27 protein-coding genes are annotated in these 23,804 nt (G+C 68.4%); 10 read left to right on the plus strand and 17 right to left on the minus strand.

Features of this window, described 5'->3' with window-relative positions; genetic code table 11:
• The first annotated feature begins 34 nt into the window (after nucleotides 1–34).
• On the plus strand, nucleotides 35–616 hold the full coding sequence (locus ACGFIF_RS21075; RefSeq protein ID WP_393156534.1) for a TetR/AcrR family transcriptional regulator: 582 nt from the start codon (nucleotides 35–37) through the stop codon (nucleotides 614–616).
• Here the strand turns inward: ACGFIF_RS21075 and ACGFIF_RS21080 are convergent.
• The 8 genes from ACGFIF_RS21080 to purD form a co-directional block, all read right to left on the minus strand.
• On the minus strand, nucleotides 600–1,022 hold the full coding sequence (locus ACGFIF_RS21080; RefSeq protein WP_393156536.1) for a hypothetical protein: 423 nt from the start codon (nucleotides 1,020–1,022) through the stop codon (nucleotides 600–602). The two genes, ACGFIF_RS21075 and ACGFIF_RS21080, sit on opposite strands and share 17 nt — an antisense overlap.
• Nucleotides 1,023–1,260: 238 nt before the next feature.
• On the minus strand, nucleotides 1,261–1,665 hold the full coding sequence (locus ACGFIF_RS21085) for a hypothetical protein (RefSeq protein ID WP_393156537.1): 405 nt from the start codon (nucleotides 1,663–1,665) through the stop codon (nucleotides 1,261–1,263).
• A 19-nt stretch (nucleotides 1,666–1,684) separates the two neighbouring features.
• Nucleotides 1,685–3,784 carry an ArnT family glycosyltransferase gene (locus ACGFIF_RS21090; RefSeq protein ID WP_393156539.1) on the minus strand — a complete coding sequence of 700 codons (2,100 nt, stop codon included), beginning with the start codon at nucleotides 3,782–3,784 and terminating at the stop codon, nucleotides 1,685–1,687.
• A gap of 1 nt (nucleotide 3,785) precedes the next feature.
• Entirely contained in the window at nucleotides 3,786–5,018 is a 1,233-nt protein-coding gene (locus tag ACGFIF_RS21095; RefSeq protein ID WP_393156541.1) for a glycosyltransferase, read from the minus strand.
• A 69-nt stretch (nucleotides 5,019–5,087) separates the two neighbouring features.
• On the minus strand, nucleotides 5,088–5,480 hold the full coding sequence (locus ACGFIF_RS21100) for a hypothetical protein (RefSeq protein WP_393156543.1): 393 nt from the start codon (nucleotides 5,478–5,480) through the stop codon (nucleotides 5,088–5,090).
• A gap of 1 nt (nucleotide 5,481) precedes the next feature.
• Nucleotides 5,482–5,838, minus strand: coding sequence for a hypothetical protein (locus ACGFIF_RS21105; protein ID WP_393156544.1), 357 nt, complete (start codon nucleotides 5,836–5,838; stop codon nucleotides 5,482–5,484).
• A gap of 3 nt (nucleotides 5,839–5,841) precedes the next feature.
• Entirely contained in the window at nucleotides 5,842–7,287 is a 1,446-nt protein-coding gene (purB, locus tag ACGFIF_RS21110) for an adenylosuccinate lyase (RefSeq protein WP_393156545.1), read from the minus strand.
• A 171-nt stretch (nucleotides 7,288–7,458) separates the two neighbouring features.
• Complete coding sequence (gene purD / locus ACGFIF_RS21115) at nucleotides 7,459–8,736, minus strand: phosphoribosylamine--glycine ligase (protein WP_393156547.1); 1,278 nt, start codon at nucleotides 8,734–8,736, stop codon at nucleotides 7,459–7,461.
• Between the two features lie 182 nt (nucleotides 8,737–8,918).
• Between purD and ACGFIF_RS21120 the strand changes: the two genes are divergently transcribed.
• Nucleotides 8,919–9,494: an HD family hydrolase gene (locus tag ACGFIF_RS21120; RefSeq protein WP_393156548.1), complete on the plus strand. Its 576-nt coding sequence runs from the start codon at nucleotides 8,919–8,921 to the stop codon at nucleotides 9,492–9,494.
• 60 nt (nucleotides 9,495–9,554) lie between these two features.
• Nucleotides 9,555–10,406: an SMP-30/gluconolactonase/LRE family protein gene (locus tag ACGFIF_RS21125; RefSeq protein WP_393156550.1), complete on the plus strand. Its 852-nt coding sequence runs from the start codon at nucleotides 9,555–9,557 to the stop codon at nucleotides 10,404–10,406.
• Nucleotide 10,407: 1 nt separating this feature from the next.
• Here the strand turns inward: ACGFIF_RS21125 and ACGFIF_RS21130 are convergent, their stop codons facing one another.
• Both ACGFIF_RS21130 and ACGFIF_RS21135 read right to left on the minus strand, forming a co-directional pair.
• Entirely contained in the window at nucleotides 10,408–10,719 is a 312-nt protein-coding gene (locus ACGFIF_RS21130; RefSeq protein ID WP_393156552.1) for a hypothetical protein, read from the minus strand.
• Nucleotides 10,720–10,721: 2 nt separating this feature from the next.
• Nucleotides 10,722–11,462, minus strand: a complete 741-nt coding sequence (locus ACGFIF_RS21135; protein ID WP_393156553.1) for a hypothetical protein — start codon at nucleotides 11,460–11,462, stop codon at nucleotides 10,722–10,724.
• 123 nt (nucleotides 11,463–11,585) lie between these two features.
• Between ACGFIF_RS21135 and ACGFIF_RS21140 the strand changes: the two genes are divergently transcribed.
• From ACGFIF_RS21140 to ACGFIF_RS21155, 4 genes are all read left to right on the plus strand, one after another.
• Complete coding sequence (locus ACGFIF_RS21140) at nucleotides 11,586–12,449, plus strand: alpha/beta fold hydrolase (RefSeq protein ID WP_393156554.1); 864 nt, start codon at nucleotides 11,586–11,588, stop codon at nucleotides 12,447–12,449.
• Between the two features lie 337 nt (nucleotides 12,450–12,786).
• Nucleotides 12,787–13,158 carry an FKBP-type peptidyl-prolyl cis-trans isomerase gene (locus ACGFIF_RS21145; protein ID WP_132210208.1) on the plus strand — a complete coding sequence of 124 codons (372 nt, stop codon included), beginning with the start codon at nucleotides 12,787–12,789 and terminating at the stop codon, nucleotides 13,156–13,158.
• 262 nt (nucleotides 13,159–13,420) lie between these two features.
• Complete coding sequence (locus tag ACGFIF_RS21150; protein WP_393156555.1) at nucleotides 13,421–14,038, plus strand: hypothetical protein; 618 nt, start codon at nucleotides 13,421–13,423, stop codon at nucleotides 14,036–14,038.
• A 44-nt stretch (nucleotides 14,039–14,082) separates the two neighbouring features.
• Nucleotides 14,083–14,811: an MBL fold metallo-hydrolase gene (locus ACGFIF_RS21155; protein ID WP_393156557.1), complete on the plus strand. Its 729-nt coding sequence runs from the start codon at nucleotides 14,083–14,085 to the stop codon at nucleotides 14,809–14,811.
• Here the strand turns inward: ACGFIF_RS21155 and ACGFIF_RS21160 are convergent.
• The 3 genes from ACGFIF_RS21160 to ACGFIF_RS21170 are packed head-to-tail and all read right to left on the minus strand — an operon-like array spanning nucleotide 14,808 to nucleotide 17,920.
• Nucleotides 14,808–15,791: an ABC transporter ATP-binding protein gene (locus ACGFIF_RS21160; RefSeq protein ID WP_393156559.1), complete on the minus strand. Its 984-nt coding sequence runs from the start codon at nucleotides 15,789–15,791 to the stop codon at nucleotides 14,808–14,810. The genes ACGFIF_RS21155 and ACGFIF_RS21160 overlap by 4 nt on opposite strands.
• A 15-nt stretch (nucleotides 15,792–15,806) precedes the next feature.
• Nucleotides 15,807–16,850, minus strand: a complete 1,044-nt coding sequence (locus ACGFIF_RS21165; RefSeq protein ID WP_393156560.1) for a FecCD family ABC transporter permease — start codon at nucleotides 16,848–16,850, stop codon at nucleotides 15,807–15,809.
• Entirely contained in the window at nucleotides 16,850–17,920 is a 1,071-nt protein-coding gene (locus tag ACGFIF_RS21170) for a FecCD family ABC transporter permease (protein ID WP_393156562.1), read from the minus strand. The genes ACGFIF_RS21165 and ACGFIF_RS21170 overlap by 1 nt, the downstream gene beginning before the upstream one ends.
• A 110-nt stretch (nucleotides 17,921–18,030) precedes the next feature.
• Between ACGFIF_RS21170 and ACGFIF_RS21175 the strand changes: the two genes are divergently transcribed.
• Nucleotides 18,031–18,858: a siderophore-interacting protein gene (locus ACGFIF_RS21175; protein ID WP_393156563.1), complete on the plus strand. Its 828-nt coding sequence runs from the start codon at nucleotides 18,031–18,033 to the stop codon at nucleotides 18,856–18,858.
• 56 nt (nucleotides 18,859–18,914) lie between these two features.
• On the opposite strand, the gene ACGFIF_RS21180 is transcribed toward ACGFIF_RS21175, so the two are convergent.
• Together ACGFIF_RS21180 and ACGFIF_RS21185 are read right to left on the minus strand one after the other, a co-directional pair.
• Nucleotides 18,915–20,114, minus strand: a complete 1,200-nt coding sequence (locus tag ACGFIF_RS21180) for an alginate lyase family protein (RefSeq protein ID WP_393156565.1) — start codon at nucleotides 20,112–20,114, stop codon at nucleotides 18,915–18,917.
• Nucleotides 20,115–20,402: 288 nt separating this feature from the next.
• Nucleotides 20,403–20,993 carry a TetR/AcrR family transcriptional regulator gene (locus ACGFIF_RS21185; RefSeq protein ID WP_393156566.1) on the minus strand — a complete coding sequence of 197 codons (591 nt, stop codon included), beginning with the start codon at nucleotides 20,991–20,993 and terminating at the stop codon, nucleotides 20,403–20,405.
• 86 nt (nucleotides 20,994–21,079) lie between these two features.
• Between ACGFIF_RS21185 and ACGFIF_RS21190 the strand changes: the two genes are divergently transcribed.
• Nucleotides 21,080–21,781: an SDR family oxidoreductase gene (locus ACGFIF_RS21190; protein ID WP_393156567.1), complete on the plus strand. Its 702-nt coding sequence runs from the start codon at nucleotides 21,080–21,082 to the stop codon at nucleotides 21,779–21,781.
• 51 nt (nucleotides 21,782–21,832) lie between these two features.
• Complete coding sequence (locus ACGFIF_RS21195; protein WP_393156569.1) at nucleotides 21,833–22,732, plus strand: SAM-dependent methyltransferase; 900 nt, start codon at nucleotides 21,833–21,835, stop codon at nucleotides 22,730–22,732.
• Between the two features lies 1 nt (nucleotide 22,733).
• On the opposite strand, the gene ACGFIF_RS21200 is transcribed toward ACGFIF_RS21195, so the two are convergent.
• Together ACGFIF_RS21200 and ACGFIF_RS21205 are read right to left on the minus strand one after the other, a co-directional pair.
• Nucleotides 22,734–23,345 carry a DJ-1/PfpI family protein gene (locus ACGFIF_RS21200; RefSeq protein ID WP_393156570.1) on the minus strand — a complete coding sequence of 204 codons (612 nt, stop codon included), beginning with the start codon at nucleotides 23,343–23,345 and terminating at the stop codon, nucleotides 22,734–22,736.
• 78 nt (nucleotides 23,346–23,423) lie between these two features.
• The gene (locus ACGFIF_RS21205; protein ID WP_393156572.1) at nucleotides 23,424–23,744 is read right to left on the minus strand and encodes a DUF1330 domain-containing protein; all 321 of its coding nucleotides are present in this window, start codon (nucleotides 23,742–23,744) and stop codon (nucleotides 23,424–23,426) included.
• Nucleotides 23,745–23,804: the final 60 nt, after the last annotated feature.

A 23,804-nucleotide genomic window follows, 5' to 3' on the forward strand; every position in this document is an offset into this window, starting at 1 on the left:
TAGAGTCAATCTGAACAGTGGGAGACTGACGGCCGTGACGAAGCAGGTTCCGCTGGGTGCGGATCGCCGGGATGCCATTGCCGATGCCGCGATCCATCTGGTCGCGACCCGCGGTCTGCGTGGGCTGACGCACCGCGCGGTCGACGCGGAAGCCGGTCTGCCGCCGGGCTCGACGTCGTACTACCTGCGGACCCGGAGCGCGCTGCTCACCGCCTGCGTGAACCGGATGCTCGCCCGCGATCTGAGCGCCTCGCCGCCGATGAACGCGGGATCACCGCTGGACCTGCTGATCGAGATGGCGGTCAGCTTGGCAACGGACCGGCCGGACGATCTGGTGGCGCGCTACGAGTTGTCACTGGAAGCCAGTCGGCAGCCGGAACTCCGGGCCGCGATCGACGAAGGTTCGCGCCAACTGCGAGCCATGCTCGCTCAACTCCTGGGTGGCCTCGGGGTCCCGAGTCCGTCGGAGACGGCCTGGCCGGTGGCCGCGATGCTGGACGGGCTGATGTACGACCGCGTCGCCGGGGTCGGGGCCACGCTCTCCCAGGACGAGTTCGAGACCGGCGTACGGCGTTCGGTCACCGCACTCCTGGACGGGCTCAGAACCGATCGGTGATGGTGACGAAGGTGAAGTAGCTGACGCCGACCAGCATGCCGACGTGGCCGAGAACGGACAGGCCGGCGCCGGAACCCCAGGCGTCGGTCTTCACGTCCTCCGAGTGTTTGGCGTGGCTGGGCAGCCAACGGGCCAGGAGCAACAATCCGACGAGGGTCAGCAGCCACCACCCGACCAGCATGATCAGGGCGATCTCACGACGACCGGTGACCAGGGCAACGACCCAGCCGATCAGTGTGATCACTCCGACGACGGTGTGCAGGCGTAGCAGGACGGCGGAGTACCCATGCCGACCGGCGCCATGACCGGTGCCGTCGACAACGGTCCCACCGAGCCGGACGCGCGTCAGCAGTACGACGACCGCACCGAGGGCGGTCAGGAACCAGGTGACGTTCGACCATTCCACCCCCCGATCCTTACCCCTCCACGCACCTCCCCGAACCGTCCCCGCGTGTCGCAACCCACTGTGACCGCAACCACGAAAGCCCGGCCCAACCGGAAGTACATCCCAGTTGGGCCGGGCTGCCACCCCACGAACCACCCCAACAGGTGGTCTACCCGGCGCCCTGCGAAGGCCCGAGCGGGTGGCCCGCGCCCGGCGGGCTGGGTTGTCCGCCCTCAAGCCCACCGGACTGCTTGTTGGGTCAGCTGGTTTGGGTTTGGCCGGTGCCGGTGCTGGGCTGGTTGCCTTGGCCTGGGACAGTGCCTTGACCCTGACCTTGGCCGTTCGTGCCCTGGCCTGGGACCTGGCCCTGTTGGCCTTGCTGGCCAGGGAACTGGCGGCCTCCGCCGCCGCCCGGGCCGCCGAACTGGTTCTGCTGGGTGCTGGAGCCATCCCAGGCGTGACCAACCGCAGTCCCACCCAGGAACGCCAGCACCGCCAGCAGAGACCCGGCTCCGGCCAGCACCAGGTTGCTCGGCCGCCCGTCGCCCTTCCCCTTCCCCTCCTCCGCCTGGTGCCCTGCGGCGGGTGCAGGCTCGTCCGGGGTGCCCGCTCGCGCGGCCTGCCACTGGGCCTCGTTGGCCGGCGGATTGGTGTTCTGAGTCATAGCGTTGTACTCCGGTTTCTCAACTGGTGGTGAGGTCGTAGACGGTGGTGCTGCCGACGGTCTGGGCCTGGAAGTTCTCCGCGACCCAGGTCGCGATCTCGCTCGAGGTGCCGCTCCGGCCGCCCATTCCACCGCCACCACTACCGATGAAGTAGTGGATCTTGCCCTGGGCAACCAGTTCCTGGAACTCGGCCAGCGAGGGCGCCGGGTCGGTGCCGTTGAAGCCGCCGATCGCCATGATCGGTTCGCCGGACGCGATCTGCAGCGGCGCGGCCCCGTTCGCGGTGACTGCGGCGGCCGCCCAGGTGTAGCCCTTGGAGCCGTTCTGCAGCAGCGTGATCAGCTCACTCGACACGCCGCTGATCCCGCCCCCACCAAGGAACCCACCGACCCCGCCACCACCGCCACGACCGGTCCCGGTGGTCCCGTTCCCGGTAGTGCCATTGCCAGTGGTCCCATTGCCGGTCGTCCCCGGCACACCGTTCGTACCGTCGCCGGTCGCCGGGCCACCCGTCGTACCGTTGCCGTTCCCGGCCTGCCCGGGCGGCGTGCCCATCCGGCCCATCCCGCCACCGCCAGGGCCACCGCCCATTCCACCGGCACCCGAAGGCCCGGCCGACGGCAGTGCACCGGCGTGTGCCGTGCTGATCGTCGCGACCGAGTACGCCGCCGGTCCGGTCAGCGCACTCACCGCGAGCAGCACCCCGGCGAACACACCGGCCCGACGAGCCGCCGTACGGTTCAGCTTCAGCTCCGGCAGGATCATCACGGCCCCGGCGCCGAGTACGCCGGTCAGCAGCACGACCCACCGCAGCCTCGGGTGCCAGTCAGGCGTCCCGTTCAGCAGCGCGAATGCCCAGCCGCCGGTCAGCAGCGCCCCACCGGCCAGGGTTGCCCGCGGCAACCACTCGGTCCGGCGCCGCCACAGCACCGACATCGCCGCACCGATCAGCGCACCGATCGCCGGCGCCAACGCCACCATGTAGTAGCTGTGGATGATGCCCTGCATGTAGCTGAACGTCAGCCCGGTGCCGACCAGCCAGCCACCCCACAGCACCGCGAACGCCCGCGTCTTGTCCGTACGCGAGGCCTTGCCCGCAGCAACGACCAGGACGATCGTCGCCAGCAACGCGGCCGGCAGCAGCCACGCGATCTGGCTGCCGAACTCACCGCCGAACAGACGCTGCAGGCCGGTCGCACCGCCCCAGCCGGCGCCACCGCCACCACCGCCGCCGACCGAGCCGGTCTCGTTGCCGTTCAACCGGCCGAGGCCGTTGTAGCCGAGGGTCAGCTCGAGAATGCTGTTGTTCTGCGAACCGCCGATGTACGGCCGCCCCGAGGCCGGCATCAGCTCCACGATCGCGATCCACCACCCTGCGCTCACGATCAGCGACACCAGCGCCAGCACACTGTGGACGATCCGCTTCCCGAGCGCTGGCTTCCCGGCGATCAGGTACGCCAGCCCGAAGGCCGGCAGGATCAGGAACGCCTGCAGCATCTTGGTGAGGAACCCGAAGCCGACGAAGGCTCCGGCCAGCATCATCCACCGGGCAGCATGCTTGTCCGAGTCGGTCGCTCGGGTCACCGCCCACGCACCGGCACACAGCAGCATGACCAGCAGCGCGTCCGGGTTGTTGAACCGGAACATCAGTACGGCGACCGGCGTCAGCGCGAGGATCGCCCCGGCCAGCAGACCGGCGTTCGCAGAGAACCACCGGCGGACCGACACGTAGACGAAGCCGACGCTCGCGACGCCCATCAGCGCCTCCGGTACCAGCATGCTCCAGGCGTTGAAGCCGAAGATCCGTCCCGACAGTCCCATCACCCACAGCGCGGCCGGGGGCTTGTCCACGGTGATGAAGCTGGACGCGTCGAAGGAGCCGAAGAACCAGGCCTTCCAGCTCGTCGACCCGGCCTGCACCGCGGCCGCGTAGTACTCGTTGGCGTAGCCGTTCTTGGACAGGCCCCACAGGTACGCGATCGCGGTCAGGGCCAGCAGGCCGCCGTACAGGACTTTGTCGCGGCCGATCGTGTACGAGGTGGCGACTGTCCGTGGCCCGACCCGGCCGGGCCTCGCCTCGACGGGGTCGGCCTTGACCGGATTGCTCAGCGTGGCCATATCAGTTGCTCCGGGTCTGGTCGAGAACCGCCTGGGGTTCGAAGGTGGGCAAGGTGGGTGCGTCGTCGTCGAAGACCCACGCCTGGAAGAGGCTGACCCGGACCACGGTCGCGGCCAGGTTCGCGAGGGTGAGAACAGTGATCTCCACGGCCTGGTGCGGCACCGCCACCGCGGTGTGCAGCAGCCACAGGGACGAGGCGGTCAGGCTCCAGCCGATGCCGAAGGCGACGAGTCCGCGCAACTGGTGCTTCCAGCGGTTCTCGATGCCGCGGACCCCGAAGGTGATCCGCCGGTTGAGAGCCGTGTTGCCGACCGCTGTGATGAGCAGGGCGAGCACATTCGCCACCTGCGCGGGCATGCCCTGCCGCAGGACGAGATAGAGCAGCGCGTACGCCGCTGTGCTCAGCACCCCGATCGCGCAGAACCGCAGCACCCGCGCGGCCAGTGCGGTCCGTGGATCGAGGATCCGGGGCCGGCCGAAGGCCTGGCGCACCGGCTCGAGGTCGATCTGACCGCGGCCGAGATTGCGGGTGAGCCGGGCGATCCCACGCAGATCCTCGCCGACCGTCTTGGCGATCGCGACCCGCGAGTCGAGGTCGTCGACCCAGTCCACCGGCACCTCGTGGATCCGCAGCCCGGCCTTCTCGGCCAGAACCAGCAGCTCGGTGTCGAAGAACCAGCTGGTGTCCTCGACCAGCGGCAGCAGTTGGTGCGCGACGTCGGCGCGGATCGCCTTGAACCCGCACTGGGCGTCGGAGAAGTGCGCGCTCAAGGTGGCCCGCAGCAACAGGTTGTACGAGCGCGAGATGAACTCCCGCTTCGGCCGCCGGACCACCCGCGACCCGTTCGACAACCGGGTGCCGATGGCAACGTCACTATGGCCGGCGAACAGCGGCGCCACCAGCGGCAGCAACGCGTTCAGGTTGGTGGACAGGTCGACGTCCATGTAGGCGAGCACGTCGGCGGTGCTCTCGGACCAGACCTTCTTCAGCGCCCGGCCGCGGCCGGACTGCTCGAGCCGGACGACCCGGACCCCGGGCAGCTCGATGGCCAGCAGGGCACCGATCTCATAGGTCGCGTCCGTACTTCCGTTGTCCGCGATGCAGACCTCGGCCGGAAACGGGAAGGCGGTGTCCAGGAACTCACGCAGCCGCCTGATATTCGGACCGAGGTCGTGTTCCTCGTTCTTGACGGGTACGACGATCTCGACCCGAGGATGACCTGGAATCTGCATGCCACCGATGCTGGCCGGTGAACCTGAGCCATCCCCTGCGCGCGGCTGGCAGTTTCCTGGGAGTCCGGATCAGCTGGTCCGGCGCAGCCAGAGCAACCCGAGAACCGGTAACACCAGCGGCACGAACCCGTAACCCTGACCGAAGTGCGACCACACGGTGGCGTCCGGAAAGTCTTCGGGTACGGCGTAACTGAACGCGCCGATGGCGATGACCCCGACCAACTCGACCGCGATCGCGACGGTGGCCACGCGACGCGCGACTTTGGTTGCCCTGGCCAACGCGAAGGTCGCCGCGATGTAGATGACCGCGGCAACGGCCGACAGGACGTAGGCGATCGGCGCCTGGTCGAACTGGGTCGCGATCTGGACGCCGGCCCGGGCGGTCGCGGCCAGCGCGAAGACGCCGTACACGAGAATCAGGATCCGGCCAGGGCCGTGTCTGGTCGCCGCCGGGTCGGTCATCTCAGGTGGTCCAGATCACGTGCAGGCGCTGCTCGACGACCGGGATCACCAGACAGGCGAACGCCAGCGCACCGGCGCCCCACCGGCTGCTCTCGGCGAGGGCCCACAGCGCACCGAGGGGCAGCACGATCAGCCCGCCGATCAGGTAGCCGACGAAGAACACTCCGGAGACGTCCCGGTCGGTGCCGGCCAACTGGACGATGCCCACGACGAGCTGAGCCAGCAGCCCGACCTCGACCACGGCGAGGATCGCCAGCAGGGTCCAGTTGATCCGCTTGTCCAGCACGGCCAGCACGATGGCGAACACCATCGCGACCAGCGAGAGGGCGACCAGCGCCCAGGTGAGCGGTTCGAACACGGACTAGAGGATGTCACCCGGGCTGTAGGCGGCGGCTTCGGGGTGGCGCTTGGCGAGCTCGTCGATCCTGGCGACGACGGTGTTCACCTGGTCGACGGCCGCGCCGGTGAAGGACAGCGGCTCGCCCACGATGCCGACGATCTGCTCCTCGGTGAGGCCGAGGCGGCCGTCGGCGCCGAGGCGATGGAACAGATCGTTCTCTGCCAGCCCCTTGCGCAGGTCGAGGGCGGTCGCGACCGCGTGCTCCTTGATCACCTCGTGCGCGGTCTCCCGGCCGACGCCGTTCTTCACCGCGGCCATCAGCACCTTGGTGGTGGTCAGGAACGGCAGGTACCGCTCCAGCTCCCGGCCGACCACGGCCGGGTACACCCCGAACTCGTCCAGCACGGTCAGGAAGGTCTCGAACAACCCGTCCAGCGCGAAGAACGCGTCCGGCAGCGCCACCCGCCGTACGACAGAACAGAAGACGTCGCCCTCGTTCCACTGGTTGCCGGCCAGCTCGCCGGTCATCGAGGCGTACCCGCGCAGGATCACCGCCAGACCGTTCACCCGCTCGCAGGACCGGGTGTTCATCTTGTGCGGCATCGCCGAGGACCCGACCTGGCCCTCCTTGAACCCCTCGGTGACGAGCTCGTGCCCGGCCATCAGCCGGATCGTGGTCGCGAGGCTCGACGGCCCGGCGGACAGCTGGACCAGCGCCGAGACGACGTCGTAGTCGAGCGACCGCGGATAGACCTGGCCGACACTCGTCAGCGTCCGGCTGAACCCGAGGTGCTCGGCGATCCCGGACTCCAGCTGCGCCAGCTTGGCCGGGTCGCCACCGAACAGGTCCAGCATGTCCTGCGACGTACCGACCGGGCCCTTGATCCCGCGCAGCGGGTACCGCTCGATCAGCTCCTCGATCCGCGCGATCGCCACCAGCAGCTCATCCGCGGCCGACGCGAACCGCTTGCCCAGCGTGGTCGCCTGCGCGGCGACGTTGTGCGAGCGCCCGGTCAGCACCAGCGCCGCGTGGTCGGCCGCCTTCTGCCCGAGCCGTACGGCGGTCGCCACGGCGCGATCGCGGACGAGCTCGAGCCCGGCCCGGATCTGCAGCTGCTCGACGTTCTCGGTCAGGTCCCGGCTCGTCATGCCCTTGTGAATGTGCTCGTGCCCGGCGAGTGCGCTGAACTCCTCGATCCGCGCCTTCACGTCGTGCCGGGTGACCCGCTCCCGGGCCGCGATCGACTCCAGGTCGACCTGCTTCAGCACCCGCTCGTAGTCCTCCACCACGCCGTCCGGCACCGCGACGCCGAGCTCCTTCTGCGCCGTCAGCACCGCCACCCACAGCCGCCGCTCGAGCACGATCTTGTGCTCCGGCGACCACAGCTGAGCCATCGACAGACTGGCGTAACGCGAGGCGAGAACGTTGGGAATCCGGGGCTTACTCGAGCTGGGCACGAACCCCATTCTCCCAGACCGTCACCGCCTGACCGTCAGCTGTCCGCAGCCCACCACTATGGCGTGTACAGAGGCTCCTTCCGGGACAGGTGCGGAAGGACAGGAGGTATCCGTCAGAACGGGCGCCGACATCCGACCGCCGAGGTGCGCGGCATCGGACACCTCCTGTCCTTCGGTCCGTCAGACGGCGATCTCGCCACGCGCTGCCTTGAGCGCGATGTCGGTGCGGTGCTGGGAGCCCTTGATCCGGATCTGGCCGACGGCGGCGTACGCCCGCTGGCGGGCCTCGTCGAGGTCCTTGCCGGTCGCACTGACCGCGAGGACCCGGCCGCCCGACGTGACGAGTTCGTCGTCCTCGAGCGCCGTACCGGCGTGGAAGACGCGGACGTCGTCCACCTCGGCCTGGTCGACACCGGTGATCACGTCACCCTTGCGCGGGTTGGCCGGGTACTTCTTGGCCGCGAGCACCACCGTCACCGCGGCCGCGCTCTTCCAGCTCAGCGGCTCGTGGTCGGCCAGCTTGCCGGTCGCGGCGGCGTACAGGAGACCGCCCAGCGGGGTCTTCAGCAGCGGCAGCAGCACCTGCGTCTCCGGATCACCGAAGCGGCAGTTGAACTCGATCACCCGGACGCCGCGTGACGTCAGCGCCAGACCGGCGTACAGCAGGCCGCTGAACGGCGTACCGCGGTGGCGCAGTTCGTCCACGGTCGGCTGGAGCACCTTCTCGGTGATCTCCTCGACCAGCTTCTCCGGTGCCCAGGGCAACGGTGTGTAGGCGCCCATGCCACCGGTGTTCGGGCCTTCGTCGTTGTCCGCAAGGCGTTTGAAGTCCTGCGCGGGCTGCATCGGCAGCACCGTCGTACCGTCGGTGATCGCGAACAGCGACACCTCCGGGCCGTCCAGGTACTCCTCGATCAGCACCTGCTCACACCCGGCCGCGTGCGCCAGCGCCTCGTCCCGGTCCGAGGTGACGACGACACCCTTGCCGGCGGCCAGACCGTCGTCCTTGACCACGTACGGCGGCCCGAACGCGTCGATCGCCTCGGCGGCCTCCTCGGGCGTCGTACACACGTAGGCCCGGCCGGTCGGCACACTCGCCGCGGCCATTACGTCCTTGGCGAACGCCTTCGACCCCTCGATCTGGGCGGAGTCCTTGGACGGACCGAAGACGGCGATCCCGGCCTCGCGCAGCGGGTCGGCCAGCCCGGCCACCAGCGGCGCCTCGGGACCGACCACGACCAGGTCGGCGCCGCACTCGGTCGCCAGCGCGACGACCGCATCGTGGTCGGAGATGTCCACCGATCGGCAAACGATCGTTTGCCCGTCGTACCCCGGCCGCAACACGGCGATGCCAGGGTTACCCGGGGCCGCCACGATGTCCCGGACCTCAGGGTCCTGGGCCAGCGCCCAGACCAATGCGTGTTCGCGGCCACCCGAGCCGATCACCAAGACCTTCACGGGCCATCAGCCTAGTGCACCTAACGCACACTCCGGACGGTGCGGCCCACGCGATGGTATGACTGCGGTTCGACCGCGCGGGACGGTCGACCCCCCGCGCCCGCTACGCCCGCTCCCCCGTCGCGTGCTACGCCGGCCTGGCCATGACGCGGCAACCACCCGATGACAGAAAGGCAACCGCCGTGCCGGATGACACCATCGACCATGATGCAACCGGAGTTGTCACCTTCGCCTACGAGATGGGGGTCCTCAAGCGACTCCGCCGAGCCGGCTGGTGGCACGTCGGCGTACGCGACCCGGAATCGGTCGCAGAGCACAGCCTCCGAGTCGCCCAGCTTGCGGCGTTGATCGCCAGCGAGGAAGGCGGAGACCCCGCTCGCGCCGCCTACCTAGGTATGTGGCATGACTCCCAGGAGACGCGCATCGGAGACATCCCGCACAGCGCCAAGCCGTACCTGGACGTCGTCGGCAACGAGCGGATCACCGAGGACCAGGTCGCGGTTCTCCCCGATGCCGCAGCCAAGAGCATCCGCGAGGCGGTCCACGAGTACGAGGCCGCGGAAACGATCGAGGCTCGGTGCGCCAAGGATGCCGATCGTCTCGAGTGCCTCATGCAGGCCGTCGAGTACGGCGAATCCGGCTACAAGCGGGTTGACGGCTGGATCGAGTCATCCCGTTCCCGGATCCAGACCCCCTTCGGCTGGCGCCTGGCTGAAGCTGCCCTTCGGACCTCACCCCTCGCCTGGCGGGAGCGCTGACGACACCTGTCGATCTGCTCCTCCGCCATTCGTGTAGTAGGAAAGACGAGAGGAGTTGTCATGACGGAGGTACTGCTTGAAGGGCTTGTGATTGGGGAGTCGGCGCGGTGGCATGACGGACGGTTCTGGTGCTCCAACTGGGGTGCACAGGAGGTCCTCGCCGTCGACGCGTCCGGTAAGCGGGAGGTGATGGCCCGCGTGCCGACGACTCTCCCGTTCTCGATCGACTGGCTGCCGGACGGCCGTCTGCTGGTGGTCTCCGGGCCGGAGGGGCTGCTGCTGCGGCAGGAGCCCTCTGGTGACCTGGTCACGCATGCGGACATGACGTCGTACGGCGGTCTGAACGAGATCGTGGTCGACGGCCGCGGCAACATCTACGTCAACGGCGGCTGCGACTTCCAGCCGGCTTCCGGTGAACGCCCGGGCTTCATCCTGCTCGTCACTCCAGACGGTTCAGTACGACAGGTGGCCGACGAACTCGCGTTTCCCAACGGCATGGTCATCACCCCGGACAACTCGACCCTGATCATCGTCGAGTCGTTCGCCGCTCAGCTGACCGCCTACGACATCTCCCCCGATGGCACCCTCTTCAACCGCCGCGTCTGGGCCCCACGCACCGGCGACGGCATCAGCATGGACGCCGATGGCGCCATCTGGGCTCCGAGCTGGTCAGACGACCAGCCGGCCTGCCAACGCGTCGCCGAAGGCGGCGAAATCCTCGAAACCATCCTCCTCGAGCACGCGTGTTTCGCCTGCGCCCTGGGCGGCGACGACGGCCGAACCCTCTACATGCTCACCGCCGACTGGCACATGCAAGAACCCTTCGACGCGAACCTCGACCGCCTCCTCGCCACCCCCACCGGCCGCCTCCTCACCCACAAAGCCCCCACCCCAAAGGCAGGCTGGCCGTGACCTAGTCGCCGCGGTGGCGGGGCGGCAGTTGGCGACGTTTGTGGGCCCAGATGATGGCTGCGGCAGTGCTCAGCAGGGCGATCGCCAGGCCGGCTGCCGCGCCTGATCCGGGGGCGTCGAAGAGATGGCCGATGAAGGCTCCGAGAGCGCCGAAGGTGATCGAGGCGGCTATCCCGAGGGACGCGGCGTCGCCACCTTCGCTCAGGTCGCGGAGGCGCTTGTCCAACGGCGTACGGCGACTGGACAGCATCAGCACCTGCGTACTGACAATTGCCGCCAGCAACAACAAGAGCAGGTAGCCGACGGTGCCCATGGCTAATAGTGCCAGTAGTAGCGAGCGTTGGCGTTCCAGGTGACCGGGACTGTGGTTCGGTTGGTGAAGGCCATGCCGAGGCCTCGGGCTAGCTCGACGGTGCGGGAGAGCTGGAGGGAGTACGGGTGCTGGTTGTCGTCCCACCACTGCTCGAACTGGGTGATGCAGGTCTGGCCGGTGAAGTACGGGTTGGAGCAGGGGTGCGGCGGGAGCCACCTCTGGAGGTGGCGGAACTTGACGGTGGTGGAGCCGTTCGGCGGCTTGATGGTGCCGGTGGCGTCCAGGCAGTAGCCGGTGGTGGGGATGTTCCACTGGACGTAGTGCTGGCGGCCGTTGGCTGACGGGATGTCCTTCATGTCGGCGCAGTTGGCGTCGCCGATCTGCTCCGAGGTGACGCGCTGGATCTGGGTGAGCGGGCGACCCGCCCCGTCGTTGTAGCCGTCCAGCAGGACCCAGTCGCCGTCGTGGATGAAGCGCTCGGCGGACTTCGGCGGCCAGGCCTTCGGGTCGCCCCAGGAGATGTCGGACTCGGTGGCGCTGAGCGGCGTCCAGGCCCACTGCCCGGCTGCGAACTGGCCTGCCCAGTACTGGCCTGCCGCCTTCTCGAACATGAGGGAGTACTGGCCGTAGTCCTCCGTGTCAGCCTTCGCACCGGAGGTGTCGGCTGATGCGGTCGCGGCGAGGCCGGCCACGGTCAGGACCGCCGCGAGGGTTGCCGCGAGCAACGCCGGTTTCGTCCGCATGGAGTTCGAGATTAATGCCGATTGGGTGCAGGTTGAGGTCCTGGTCCGTTCCACCTGAGCCGGTCTAGGCTCACGATCACGAGTCCCGCCGAGGGGGATGGGACGCTCAAAGAGGAGCTGTTCATGCCGGAGCCAGTCACCAGCACGATCGACGTACCCGGGGCGACACTGACGTACGACGTACGCGGCGAGCTCAGCAATCAGCCCGTGCTGTTGCTGATCGGGTCACCGATGGGGGCGAGCGGCTTCCCGACCCTGGCGTCGCACTTCACCGATCGGACGATCGTCACGTACGACCCCCGCGGGGTGGAGCGGAGTGTCCGCAGCGACGACGACGCCGAACTTTCCCCGGACGACCACGCCGCCGACCTGGTCACGCTGATCGAGACGCTCGACGCCGGACCGGTCGACCTCTTCGCCAGCAGCGGCGGTGCGGTCAACGCGTTGGCTCTGCTCGCTCAGCGACCCGACCTGGTCAACACCGTGGTCGCGCACGAGCCGCCGCTGGCGGGGATCCTGCCGGACGCCAAGGCGGCGACGGCGGCGGTCGAGGACATCTATCAGACGTACCAGCGTGACGGCATGGGCGCCGGGATGGCCAAGTTCATCGCGATCACCAGCTTCAAGGGCGAGGTGCCGGACGACTACACCGAGCAGCCGGCGCCCGATCCGGCGATGTTCGGCCTCCCGACCGAGGACGACGGCTCCCGCGGCGATGCCCTGATCGCGCAGAACCTCCGGGGCTGTACGTCGTACCAACCCGACTTCGATGCCCTCGCGAAGGCGAAGGACCGACTGGTGATCGCCGTCGGCGAAGAGTCTGTCGACGAGCTCGCCCACCGCGGCGGCCTGGTGGCCGCCGAACGCCTCGGCCTGACTCCAGTCATCTTCCCCAGCAATCACGGCGGCTTCCTCGGCAACGAGTACGGCATGCCCGGCAAACCAGAGGAGTTCGCCACCAAACTCCGCGAGGTCCTCCCCCGCTAGCCACCGCGGCCGGCTCATGCTGGTGCCGGTCCAGGAGCACCCACCGGCTCGGGCCTCCGCGGGCACGGGCCTCTGGCCAGCTCGGGCTCCGACGGTGCGGGGACCGACGGTAGTCGCGGGGCGCCGTACCTCACTCCACCGGGTACGGCGCCACGCCACCACCGACCTCACAGACGCCGCTCCGGGTTGCGCCTCTTTGCACGCCCCGCGTCCGCTCCGGGTCACGACCGTTGCAGCCCCGTGCCCGTGCCGGTCGTCCTCCGGCAATCGGACGCGACCGGCGCGGTGGGACGGCCCTGGGAGGAACTCGGGTGGGACGTCTGATTAGCTGGGGGGCATGACTGACAAGCCAGAGATCGACTTTCCGGACGGACCGCCGCCGGCGGAGCTGGAAATCACGGACATCACCGTCGGTGACGGCGATGAGGCCAAGGCCGGCTCGCGGGTGAACGTGCACTACGTGGGTGTCGCCCACTCGACCGGCGAGGAGTTCGACGCGTCGTACAACCGGGGCGCGCCGCTGGCCTTCCAGCTCGGCGTCGGCCAGGTCATCCAGGGCTGGGACACCGGCGTTCAGGGGATGAAGGTCGGCGGCCGGCGCAAGCTGGTCATCCCGCCGCACCTGGGGTACGGCGACCGCGGCGCGGGCGGCGCGATCAAGCCCGGCGAGACCCTGATCTTCGTCGTGGACCTGGTCAGCGTCAGCTGACCGATTAGCGTCGGGTGACACTTCGTCCTCGACCCCGGGTCAGCGTCGGCTAACTCTTCTTCGTTGATCTGGGTCGGCGCCAGACCGCAGTACTGCTCGACCGCACGGCTCTCGCTGAGCGCACCATCGATCCGCTCAGCGCGAGCCGCGGCGGGTATCTGTCCCGGGACCCCCGCGATCCGCCACAATGGCGAGCATCGCGGGGGTCCTTCCCGTAGTTGTACTCATCCGCCTCGCCCAGCGGCCGGTTTGACTGGGAGGCATGACGACGATGGTTGCCACCACGGTTCCCACCGCACGGGTGAACTGGGTGCGGTACGCCGCCCTGGCCGCGAAGATCCTGCTCTTCGCTTTGTTGCTGACGGCCCTGATCTGGCCGGACCTGAGCGGTATCAAGGGCAAGGCGTCGACCGCGCGGCTGATCGTCTACCCGCTTGGCGCGATGGTGCTGCCGCTGTGGTGGTGGGCGTACGGCCGGACGCGCAGCAAACTGCACCGCGGCTTCCCCTGGCACGCCGACCTGCTGATGACCCTGCCCTGGCTGATCGACCTGATCGGCAACCGGCTCAACCTCTTCGACACGGTGACCTGGTGGGACGACGCGATGCATTTCATCCTCTGGGGCCTGCTCACCGCCGGCGTCCTGCTGGCTTTCGCACCCCCAGGCCTCTCGCGCGGGCTCACGGCTTTCGTCGCACTCGGGTTCGGCGCGACCGCCGCGGTGGTGTGGGAGATCGGTGAGTACTTCGCCTTCATCCGCTCCTCCCCCGAACTCCAAACCGCCTACACCGACACCCTCGGCGACCTCGGCCTCGGCACCCTGGGTGCCCTCCTCGCCGGCCTGATCCTCTACCAGACCCGCCGCACTGCGCGCGGGTAAGCACCGGCCGGAGTCTGGACCCAGCCGTGTGCGACGGTGCTTGGGTGGATGTCACGGTGGTGGGGAGCGGTGATGCGTTTGGGTCAGGTGGGCGGTTTCAGACCTGTATCGCGGTGGCGGTGGACGACGTACCGCGCGTGCTGGTCGACTGCGGCGCGACGAGCCTGACCGCGCTGCGCGGACAACAGTTCGATCCCAACGAGATCGAGACGATCGTCATCACACATCTGCACGGCGATCACTTCGGCGGGCTGCCGTTCTTCATCCTCGATGGGCAGTTCCGTCGGCGCAGCCGCGACCTGACGGTTGTCGGTCCGCCAGGCACGCGCGAACGCCTCACCACCGCGATGGAGACGCTCTACCCCGGGTCATCCCAAGTCCAGCGCCGCTTCGAGGTGCACGTACTCGAGCACGCGGACGGCCAGTCGCGTGAGCTCGGCGATCTCCGCATCACGCCGTACGAGGTCCGCCACGCGTCCGGCGCTCCGGCGTACGCCGTACAACTGCAAACACCCGCTGGTTCGCTGGCCTGTTCAGGCGACACCGAGTGGACCGAGGCGCTCCTCGACGCAGCCGACGACGTGGACCTCTTCCTCTGCGAGGGCTACAGCCCGACACCCATCCGCTGGCACCTGGACCTCGAGACGCTCGCCCAACACCGCAACCGCTTCACCTGCCGCGACCTGGTCCTCACCCACTTGTCCCCCACAGCCCTGGCCGCCGACCTCACCAACTGGAAGGTCGCGTACGACGGCCTGCGACTGACCGTCTAGCGGTCGCTCGGGCGACAGATGCCGTTGGCAGCAGCACTTGCGGCCAAGGCTTGAGCAGCCGGGCTGACACCAACCGAGGCCGCACCCGACGCAGCACCGGAGCCCGCAGCACCGCCGGACCCAGAGGCCGAGGCAACAGTGGCGTTGGCGTTGGGCAGGTCTTGGGGCCGGTCAGTCCGGGTGGTGTGGCGGCCGAGCGGGACGACCATCGGGGTACCTGCGACCGGGTCAGGGATGACCTTCACGGCCAGGCCGAAGATGTCTTGGACGACTTCCTCGGTGATGACCTCGCGCGGGTTGCCCTCGCAGACGATCGCGCCGTCCTTCATCGCGATCAGGTGATCCCCGAACCGGCAGGCCTGGTTGAGATCGTGCAGCACCAGCACGATCGTCCGCTCCTGCTGCTTGTTCAGGTCGACCAGCAGATCGAGTACTTCGAACTGGTGCGTCAGATCGAGGAACGTCGTCGGCTCGTCCAGCAGCAGGATGTCGGTCTCCTGCGCGAGCGCCATCGCGATCCACACCCGCTGCCGCTGTCCGCCGGAGAGCTCGTCGATCGGCCGCTCGGCGATCGAGAGCACGTCAGTCGACGTCATCGCGGCCGCGACCGCTTCGTCGTCGGTCTTGGTCCACTGCCGGATCCACCGCGTGCGCGGGTAACGCCCGCGCCCGACCAGGTCGGCGACCGTGATCCCCTCCGGCGCGGTCGGTGACTGCGGCAACAGACCCAGCTTGGTGGCGACCTCGCGGGTCGGGATCGACTGGATGCTCCTGCCGTCCAGCAGGACGGTGCCGCGCGAGGGCTTGAGCAGCCGGGCCAGCGTCTTCAGCAGGGTCGACTTGCCGCACGCGTTGGCGCCGACGATGACCGTGATCTTCCCGGTCGGGATCCGCACCGACAGGTCGTGGATGATCTCCCGCTGGTCGTAGCCGACCGCGAGGCCGTCAGCAGCCAAGCTGTGCAAGATCTCGGAATCCACAGAGTTCTCCATCTCTCAGCCACCACTCCCGACTCGGTTGGCCCGGGCCAGCAGGAAGATCAGGTACGGCGCTCCGACCAAGCCGGTCACCACCCCGACCGGCAACTGCGTATCGCCGAACGCGTGCTGCGCGATCAGATCCGACAACGCCACCACCAGCGCCCCGATCAAAGCGGACGCGATCATCGCCGGCCCGGGCGACCGGGTCAGCCGTCGCGCGATCGGCGGCCCGACGAACGCGACGAACCCAATCGGCCCGGCCGCGGCCGTCGCGACCGCCGCGAGCAGTACGCCGATCACGATCAGCCCCAGCCGTGAGCTCTCCACCCGCAACCCGAGCCCGTACGCCGTCTCGTCGCCGAGCTGCAGGATCCGCAGCCGGTGAATCAGGAACACCATCAGCGGAGTCAGCACCGCCAGGGTGATCCCCATCGACCGGACGTTCGACCAGTCCCGCCCGTTCAGGCTGCCGGTCAGCCAGATCAGCGCCTGCTGGGCGATCTCGACCCGTGCCTTGGTCAACAGGTACGACGTGATGCTGGTGGCGATCGCACCGATCCCGATCCCGATCAGGATCAGCCGGTAACTCGACACCCCTTGTCGCCAGGCCAGCACGTACATGAGGAACGCGGTCAGCACCGCCCCGGCGATCGCGAAGATCGACACCGCGACCCCGGTCAGGCCCAGCGTGATGATCGCGAACACGGCGAACGCGCTGGCGCCGTACGTGACTCCGATGATGTCGGGGCTGGCGAGCGGGTTGCGGGCGATGCTCTGGAAGATCGCGCCGGACATGCCCAGCGCGGCACCGACCATCAGGCCGGTGAGTGCCCTGGGCAACCGCAGCCGGTTGACGATGAAGTCGGTCGCCCGGTCGCCGCCGCCGAACAGCGTCTTCACCACGTCGATGACCGGGATCTTGAAGTCGCCGAGTGACAGCGACACACAGAAGGCCGCGAACACGAGCACGGCGAGTACCACGATCACGGCGAGCGAACGAGCCTGCCGGACCGCCCGGGCCCGGGTGATGATCTGAACTGCCTCAGCCGTCGTCGCCATCAGAGGTCCGCCAGCTTCCGCCGCCGGACCAGCGCGATGAAGAACGGCGCACCGATCACCGCGGTGACGATCCCGACCTGCAGTTCACCGGGCTGGGCGACGACCCGGCCGAGGACGTCGGCGCCGAGCAGCAGGATCGGGGCGAGCACCATCGAGTACGGCAGGATCCAGCGATAGTCCGGACCGGTCACGAGCCGCGCCACGTGCGGAATCGTCAGTCCGATGAAACCGATCGGTCCCGCGGCCGCGGTGGCAGCTCCACAGAGCAGTACGACGACCACCGCGACGAACAATCTGGCCAGCCCGACCCGCTGGCCGAGCGACTTGGCCACCTCGTCACCCAGTGAGAGAGCGTTGAGCACCCGTCCGGAGACCAGCGCGAGCACGATCCCGATCAGGATGAACGGCGCGACCTGCGTCGCGATGTCCGACCCGCGACCGGCCAGCGATCCGACCGCCCAGAACCGGAACTGGTCGAAGGTGTCGACGTCACCGATCAGCAGCGCCGTGGTGAGTGATCCGAGCATCGCCGTCATCGCCGCACCGGCCAGCGCCAGTTTCACCGGGGTCACCCCCTCACGGCCGAGCGACCCGAGCAGATACACCGCGATCGATGCGGCGGCCGCGCCGGCAAACGCCAGCCAGACGTACGACGTCAGGCTGGACATGCTGAACCAATAGATGCCTGCGACAACGAAAAGGGCGGCGCCGCCGTTGACTCCGAGGATGCCGGGGTCGGCCAGCGGGTTCCGGGTGACACCCTGCATCAGTGCGCCGGACAGCCCCAGCGCGGCGCCGACCAGCAGACCGATCACGGTCCGCGGTACGCGCAGTGAGCGGATGATCACGTGATCGGTATCCGCGTCGTTGTAGTGGCGTAAGGCATCGAACACGGTCGACAGCGGGATCTGCTTCGAACCCACCGCGATGCTGAGCAACGTCATCAGCACCAGCACGGCGATACAGCCGAAGAGCCCGAGGAACAGCGTGACCCGCCGGGTCCGCCGCGGGCGCGACGGGGCAGCGACGTCCGGACCTGTGGATTCGGCCACAGCAGTGGGCGGGGGCATTGGACTTTGGGATCCTCTTAGGTAAGGCTAACCTCTAGACGCCTCAGAATAACCCGGCCATCCACGGGTCCGCATCTGAGCCTCCCCTGCAAGGTTTATGGAGAAACAGCATGACGACTGTGCTCGAGCGGCCGATCGTGTTCGACTCGGCCCTGGCCACCGTGGCGGCGGTCGACGACCTCAGCCCGCACCTGCGTCGCGTGACCTTCGTCGCACCGCGGATCGCGGAGGCGGTGACGGCCGGACCGGACCAGCGGATCAAGGTGCTGCTCTCGCCGCCCGACGGTAGTGAGCTCAAGCTCCCGGCCGGCCCGGACTGGTACACCGAGTGGTGCGCGCAGCCGGCCGAGGAGCGTTTCATCATGCGGACGTACACGATCCGGGCGCTCCGTCCCGAGGTCGCCGAGATGGACATCGAGTTCGTCCTGCACGGCGTCAACGGACCCGCCTCGGCCTGGGTGAGCGAGGCACAGGTGGGCGACCAGCTCGGCCTGATCCTGCCGTTCGCGGTCGACACCTCCAGCACCAAGGGCCTGCTGCACTCCGGCGTTGGCTACGTCCCGCCGGCCACCAGCATCCGCCGGGTGCTCGTCGCCGACGAGACCGCCTTGCCCGCGCTCGCCGGGATCCTCGAGCAACTGCCGGCCACCGCCCACGCGAACGTCTTCGTCGAGGTTCCGGATCTCCGCGACATACGTCCCCTGCCGACGCCGGGCACCGCCGACATCACCTGGATCGCGCCCACCTCCGACGGCCCGAAGTCGTTGCTCGAGGCACTCAAAGCCGCCGATCTCCCGTACGGCGCCGACTACGCCTGGGTGGCCGGCGAGTCGTCGATGATCAAGTCGGTACGCCGCCATCTGGTCAACGCGGCCGGGATGCCGAAGAGCGCGATCTCCTTCCAGGGCTACTGGAAACGCGGCGAAGCGCAGATCTGACCGACTAACCGACGTACTGCGGCCGGGGAGCTCCACGCTCCCCAGCCGCAGGTTTGTCAGGACGGGTTCTCGGCGTGAGTCAGGGTCTCCCAAGCCACGAAGAGGTTGTTGGAGCCGGCCGGTCGGCGGAACTCCGTCAGGGCCTGGGTGTTCGTCATCGCGATCCCGAGCCGTGTGTGCAGGGCGTTGTAGCCGACTTCGGTGATCGGGCCGAGCCCGCGATGGATCGAGCCGTCGCACAGCCAGGACGGGACCGGCTCGAGGTTGCGTTCCCAGCGGGACTGGAAGCCGAGCGCGTGCCGCAGCCGCTCACCGAACTCCGGGTAGAGGTCGATGCCCTGGATCCGCGATGTCTCCAGCACGTGCGAGATCGACGAGATGCCGTACCCGGTGTGGGTGAAGTCGCGGCAGGTCTCCTGCGTCAGCCCGTTGACGAAGGTGTCCTGGCCCTGCCAGTACGCGATGATCTTCTCGCGGGTGTTGAGGTTCTGGCTCGGCTTCGTCTTCGGCAGCGGGCCGTCCGACTCGAGGTAGACGAAGGCCGGGACCCGGACCCGGTAGAGCGAGATCGCCTTGTCGTACACGGTCTTGTCGTCGAGGAACACGCCGATGCCCTGGATCGCCTCGGTCATGCTCAACTCCCAGTTCCCGTTGGAGTTCGAGCCGTTGATGATCTCGGGCAGGTAGACGTTGCGCAGCATGGTGGCGAACCGGCCGGCGTTCGGCCAGTTTCCGTACGCATGCTTGATGATCTCGGCCGCCTTCGGCCACGACGAGGCCGACCACGCGGTCTGCAGCGGCGCGTTGCTGTTGGTGTGGTCGCGGATGGTCGCCGACCAGGCGTCCATCAGCTGGATCGCCTTCTGTGCATAGCGATCGTCGCGGGTGATGTACCACAGCAGCGCGTCGGTGTACGCCGCGATCGCATCCTCACGCTCGTCGGTGCAGCCGTAGTTCGGGTTCGAGTACGAGCCGCATTCGACCACCGCACGCGGCGTCGGCGTCCGGGTCAGCGACCCGTACTTGCTGTTCTTCGCCTGGTTGAAGGCGTTCGTCCACGGTTGCGCACCGGCCTGCACCTTGGCCCGGACGAAGTCCAGCTGCGCCCGGCTCACCCCCACACCGGGATGAGTGAACACGGCCGGCGCTTGCGGAACCATCACCGCTGCCTTCGGGGCGGCGACTGCTGGGCTGCTGAGGGCCCCGGCAACCAGCGCGGCACACGCGGCAGCCAAGACCAAGGGGTTCTTTCGCATGGGCGGATGTCCTGTTCTTCGGGGCGGTAGGACACTGCGATCCCCCGAGTGCCCAAGGCACTAGCGCAGGGTCTTTGCGAAAGTTTGACGACGGACGGTGAGCACGTCAATATCCAGCAGGTACGAAATTCACAATGGAACAACCCGTGAGTTTGTCCCATTTCCTGCGGAACAAAGTCAGGTCCTGTCCCATGAACGACGCCAGTTCCTGACCGTCGGACCCGCAGCCATGGCCGCCCGGCACTACCCTCTGTAGCGAGCGCGCCAGCTCCGGCGACCCGGGCGGCTTCAGCGCGCGTGGGTCGCCAACTCGCCGGAGCGGACACCCGCCGCGTCCAGCAGCGCGGCCGCGGTGGTGACGCCGATACCGCCCAAGGTCTGAGCGCGGACGACGGCGCGGGCGCTGGCGCCGTCGAAGATCATCGTCAGCTGGATCGCGAGCGTGCCCGGATCCTCCGCACCCGCCTTGACCAGCTCCCGATGGAAGAAGTCGGTCAGCTGCTGCTTGAAGTGCCGGGCGACCACCGAGCCCGGGTGCTCCGGGTTCTTCAGCTCGACCGCCGTACTCACATAGGGACAGCCGAGGTAATTGCCCTCCGCAACCATCCGGTCCTGCCGCTCGAACACCGCGAGGATCCGGTCCCGGGCCGGCCGGTCGTCGTCCGTGCCCGGGTACAGCAGTGTCTGGTACGACGGGCCGCGGCTGGCCAGGCTCTCCGCGATCAACTCGTCCTTGGAGCGGAACAGCTGGTACATCGACTTCTTCGACACCCCGGCCGCTTTGCAGAGCGCGTCCACACCGATGTTGACGCCGTCGCGGTAGAAGAGTTCACCCGCGGCGTCCAGGAGCCGCTCGCGGGGTGTCGCCGAGGTGGTCATGCAACGAGCGTACCGGTTGGATTTGCATAAGGAAACCGATCGGTTTACGCTGTGGAAACAGATCGGTTTCTAGCACAGGAGTTCAGATGACCACACTCGAAGGCGCCGTCGTCCTCGTCACCGGCGGGCAGCGCGGGATCGGCAAGGCGATCGTCGAGGACCTGCTGGACCGGGGAGTCGCGAAGGTCTACGCCACCGCCCGCGACCCCAAGCCGAGCAGCGATCCCCGCGTCGTACCGCTGCCGCTCGAGATCGCCGACCAGGCCTCGATCGACGCGCTGGTCGCGGCCGTGCCGGACGTCACCATCCTCATCAACAACGCCGGCGCGAGCTCGCCGGACACCTACCTGGACACCCCGATCGAGGACGTCCGCGCTGTCTTCGAGGCCAACTTCTTCGGTCCGCTCAACCTGACCCAGGCGCTGGTCCCGGTGATCGAGCGCAACGGCGGCGGCCACATCCTGAACGCGCACTCGGCGCTGTCCTGGGTCGCCCTGCACGGCGCCTACGCGGCGACGAAAGCCGCGTTCTGGCTGCAGTCCAACGCCATCCGGCTCGAGCTGCTCGGTCGCGGCATCGGCGTCACCGGCCTGCACATGGGGTACGTCGACACCGACATGGTGACCGCGGTCACCGCACCCAAGTCCCGCCCGGAGGACATCGCCAAGCAGGCCCTCGACGGCATCGAGGCCGGAGCGCACGAGGTGCTCGCCGACGACACCGCCCGCGGCGCCAAGGCCGGCGTGTCCCAGGACCTCACCGCCACCTATCCGCAACTCGTCAACTGATCGACACGCGGCCGACAACTTTCGGTAAGGACTCTGCGTAAACTGGAAGCGATGATCGACGTCCTCGCCGTAATCCGCCCCGAAGATGCCGTCACCGATTTCCTGTCCGTCCTGGACCCGTCTCACGGCCGTGAGGTCCACCTGCTTGCCGCCGAGCGCGGCGCCTACCTGAAGCTGCCCGCCGGTGTTCCGCTGGAAGGGCGTCTCGCGGCGATCGCGGCACTGCACGCCAGTTCCGGCGAGAGCGACAAGCCGTTCTCTCCGGCGACCGCGGCCGCCGCGATCGTCCGCGAAGCCGGCGCCATTCCGTTCACGGTCTGGACCCACCACCCGTCGGACACCCGGACCATCCACGGCCGTTGGGCCCTCGACATCGCGGCGGCGGTCGGGGGCCCGGTCCGGCAAACCCTGCCGGTCGGCGCGCCCGTTGTTCTCGATCCGGTCGAGGTCGCGGCGTCGCCGTACGAGCAGGAACGCGTGGACTCGACGGTCGAGTGGGTACGGCGGCACCTGGATCCGATCGCGGGCCGGGTGATCGAGGTGGGAGCGCACGAAGGTGCGTTGACCCGACGACTGCTGGCTGACGGGTACTCCGTCGACGCGACCGAGCCGAACGAACTCCTCCTCGAGCGACTGCGCTCGAACGTCGCGGGCGACGTACGCATCCATCCGCACAGCTTCGAGGATCTGGCCACCACGGCCCGGCTGACCGGGTCGGCGTACCTGCTGATCGAGGTCCTGTACTACGGCCAGGACCTCAGCCTGCTCGATCGGTTCCCGACCGACCACCTGTTCGTCGCGATGGAAGCCGGTGAGCTGGCCCGGCAGGTCTGGCCGCCCGCGTGGTCGGTCGAGGAGGAGATCGAGCTCGTCGCGCCACGGCTCGAAGAGCTCGCCAGCGCGCTTCTGCGCAAACGCGGCAGCCGCGGCGTTCTCCTCCGGCGCCGCTGACTCAGTTGCCTGCAGCAACCTTCCGGCTGGCGTAGAGGTCGCGGTCGCGGGTGTACTCGATCGTGGCGGCGATGCCGTCGGCGACCTCGGCGGAGTACTCGCGCTCGACGATGTGCAGGGCCAGGTCGATACCGGCGGTGATGCCGCCGGCGGTGACCAGATCGCCGTCGTCGACGACCCGGTTCTTCTTCACGTCCGCACCGAACTCCTCCAGCTCGGCCCAGGCGTTGCGGTTCGTGGTCACCGCCCGCCCCTTCACCAGACCGGCTTCGGCCAGCAACATCGACCCGGTGCAGACGGAGCTGATGAAGCGGAGCTGCGGCGCGAGCTCGGCGATCCGTGCCGTCATCACACCGCGCCGCGCCTCACCCCAGGAACCCTTCTCGGCCCGGTTCAGCCAGCCGCCACCCGGTACGAACAGCGCGTCCGGCGTGCCGAGTCCTTCCGGCGCCTTGAACTGCAGGCCGTTCAGCCCGGTCACCTCGAGCGGCCCGTCCAGCCCGACCAACGCCAGCTCCAGCTCCGTCCGCTTGGCCGCGTGACTCCACACCTCGAACGGACCCATCAGATCCATCTCGTCCAGCCCGTCGAACACCAGCATCTCGATTCGCATGGCTTCAACCCAACCGGCCTGTGCGCTGGACCACCAGTGACCGACCGGACGCCGTTCGCAAGGATCTGGCCACCCGAATCAGCCCAGTACGTCGGTGGCCTTGTGGGTGCGGTCGACACCTTCGACGAGCATCGCGACGCCGTCGGAGTTGTCGGTCCGCAGGTGCAGGATCTCGCGGTACGCCGGTGAGTCGTACCAGCCGCGGGCGTGGTCGTAGTCGGGGAACTCGATCACGATCAGCGCGCCGTCCCAGGTGCCCTCGATGTACTCCGGCTGCCCGCCGTGCACGATGAAGTGACCGTCGTACGGCGCCAGCGTCGCGTCGATGCGTTCGAGGTACTCCGTGATGCCCGCGCCGAGGCGGACGTTGCGCAGGTTGGCGATCGCGTAATGCTTCATGGCTGGGGCTCCTCTGTTCGGGTGCCCCCAGCCTCCGGCACTGGGTGAATCCAGACGATT

Source organism: Kribbella sp. NPDC049174, assembly GCF_043197365.1.
GTDB lineage: Bacteria > Actinomycetota > Actinomycetes > Propionibacteriales > Kribbellaceae > Kribbella.

Bases quoted from the DNA above. Each gene is read 5' to 3' on its own strand.
- ACGFIF_RS21140 (WP_393156554.1), top strand. From the start codon at position 11,586: ATGCCGGAGCCAGTCACCAGCACGATCGACGTACCCGGGGCGACACTG.
- ACGFIF_RS21165 (WP_393156560.1), bottom strand. From the start codon at position 16,850: ATGGCGACGACGGCTGAGGCAGTTCAGATCATCACCCGGGCCCGGGCG.
- ACGFIF_RS21200 (WP_393156570.1), bottom strand. From the start codon at position 23,345: ATGCGAATCGAGATGCTGGTGTTCGACGGGCTGGACGAGATGGATCTG.
- ACGFIF_RS21195 (WP_393156569.1), top strand. From the start codon at position 21,833: ATGATCGACGTCCTCGCCGTAATCCGCCCCGAAGATGCCGTCACCGAT.
- ACGFIF_RS21185 (WP_393156566.1), bottom strand. From the start codon at position 20,993: ATGACCACCTCGGCGACACCCCGCGAGCGGCTCCTGGACGCCGCGGGT.
- ACGFIF_RS21100 (WP_393156543.1), bottom strand. From the start codon at position 5,480: ATGACCGACCCGGCGGCGACCAGACACGGCCCTGGCCGGATCCTGATT.
- ACGFIF_RS21090 (WP_393156539.1), bottom strand. From the start codon at position 3,784: ATGGCCACGCTGAGCAATCCGGTCAAGGCCGACCCCGTCGAGGCGAGG.
- ACGFIF_RS21180 (WP_393156565.1), bottom strand. From the start codon at position 20,114: ATGCGAAAGAACCCCTTGGTCTTGGCTGCCGCGTGTGCCGCGCTGGTT.
- ACGFIF_RS21205 (WP_393156572.1), bottom strand. From the start codon at position 23,744: ATGAAGCATTACGCGATCGCCAACCTGCGCAACGTCCGCCTCGGCGCG.
- ACGFIF_RS21170 (WP_393156562.1), bottom strand. From the start codon at position 17,920: ATGCCCCCGCCCACTGCTGTGGCCGAATCCACAGGTCCGGACGTCGCT.
- ACGFIF_RS21085 (WP_393156537.1), bottom strand. From the start codon at position 1,665: ATGACTCAGAACACCAATCCGCCGGCCAACGAGGCCCAGTGGCAGGCC.
- ACGFIF_RS21135 (WP_393156553.1), bottom strand. From the start codon at position 11,462: ATGCGGACGAAACCGGCGTTGCTCGCGGCAACCCTCGCGGCGGTCCTG.
- ACGFIF_RS21175 (WP_393156563.1), top strand. From the start codon at position 18,031: ATGACGACTGTGCTCGAGCGGCCGATCGTGTTCGACTCGGCCCTGGCC.
- ACGFIF_RS21145 (WP_132210208.1), top strand. From the start codon at position 12,787: ATGACTGACAAGCCAGAGATCGACTTTCCGGACGGACCGCCGCCGGCG.
- ACGFIF_RS21125 (WP_393156550.1), top strand. From the start codon at position 9,555: ATGACGGAGGTACTGCTTGAAGGGCTTGTGATTGGGGAGTCGGCGCGG.
- ACGFIF_RS21130 (WP_393156552.1), bottom strand. From the start codon at position 10,719: ATGGGCACCGTCGGCTACCTGCTCTTGTTGTTGCTGGCGGCAATTGTC.
- ACGFIF_RS21150 (WP_393156555.1), top strand. From the start codon at position 13,421: ATGACGACGATGGTTGCCACCACGGTTCCCACCGCACGGGTGAACTGG.
- ACGFIF_RS21095 (WP_393156541.1), bottom strand. From the start codon at position 5,018: ATGCAGATTCCAGGTCATCCTCGGGTCGAGATCGTCGTACCCGTCAAG.
- purB (WP_393156545.1), bottom strand. From the start codon at position 7,287: ATGGGGTTCGTGCCCAGCTCGAGTAAGCCCCGGATTCCCAACGTTCTC.
- ACGFIF_RS21190 (WP_393156567.1), top strand. From the start codon at position 21,080: ATGACCACACTCGAAGGCGCCGTCGTCCTCGTCACCGGCGGGCAGCGC.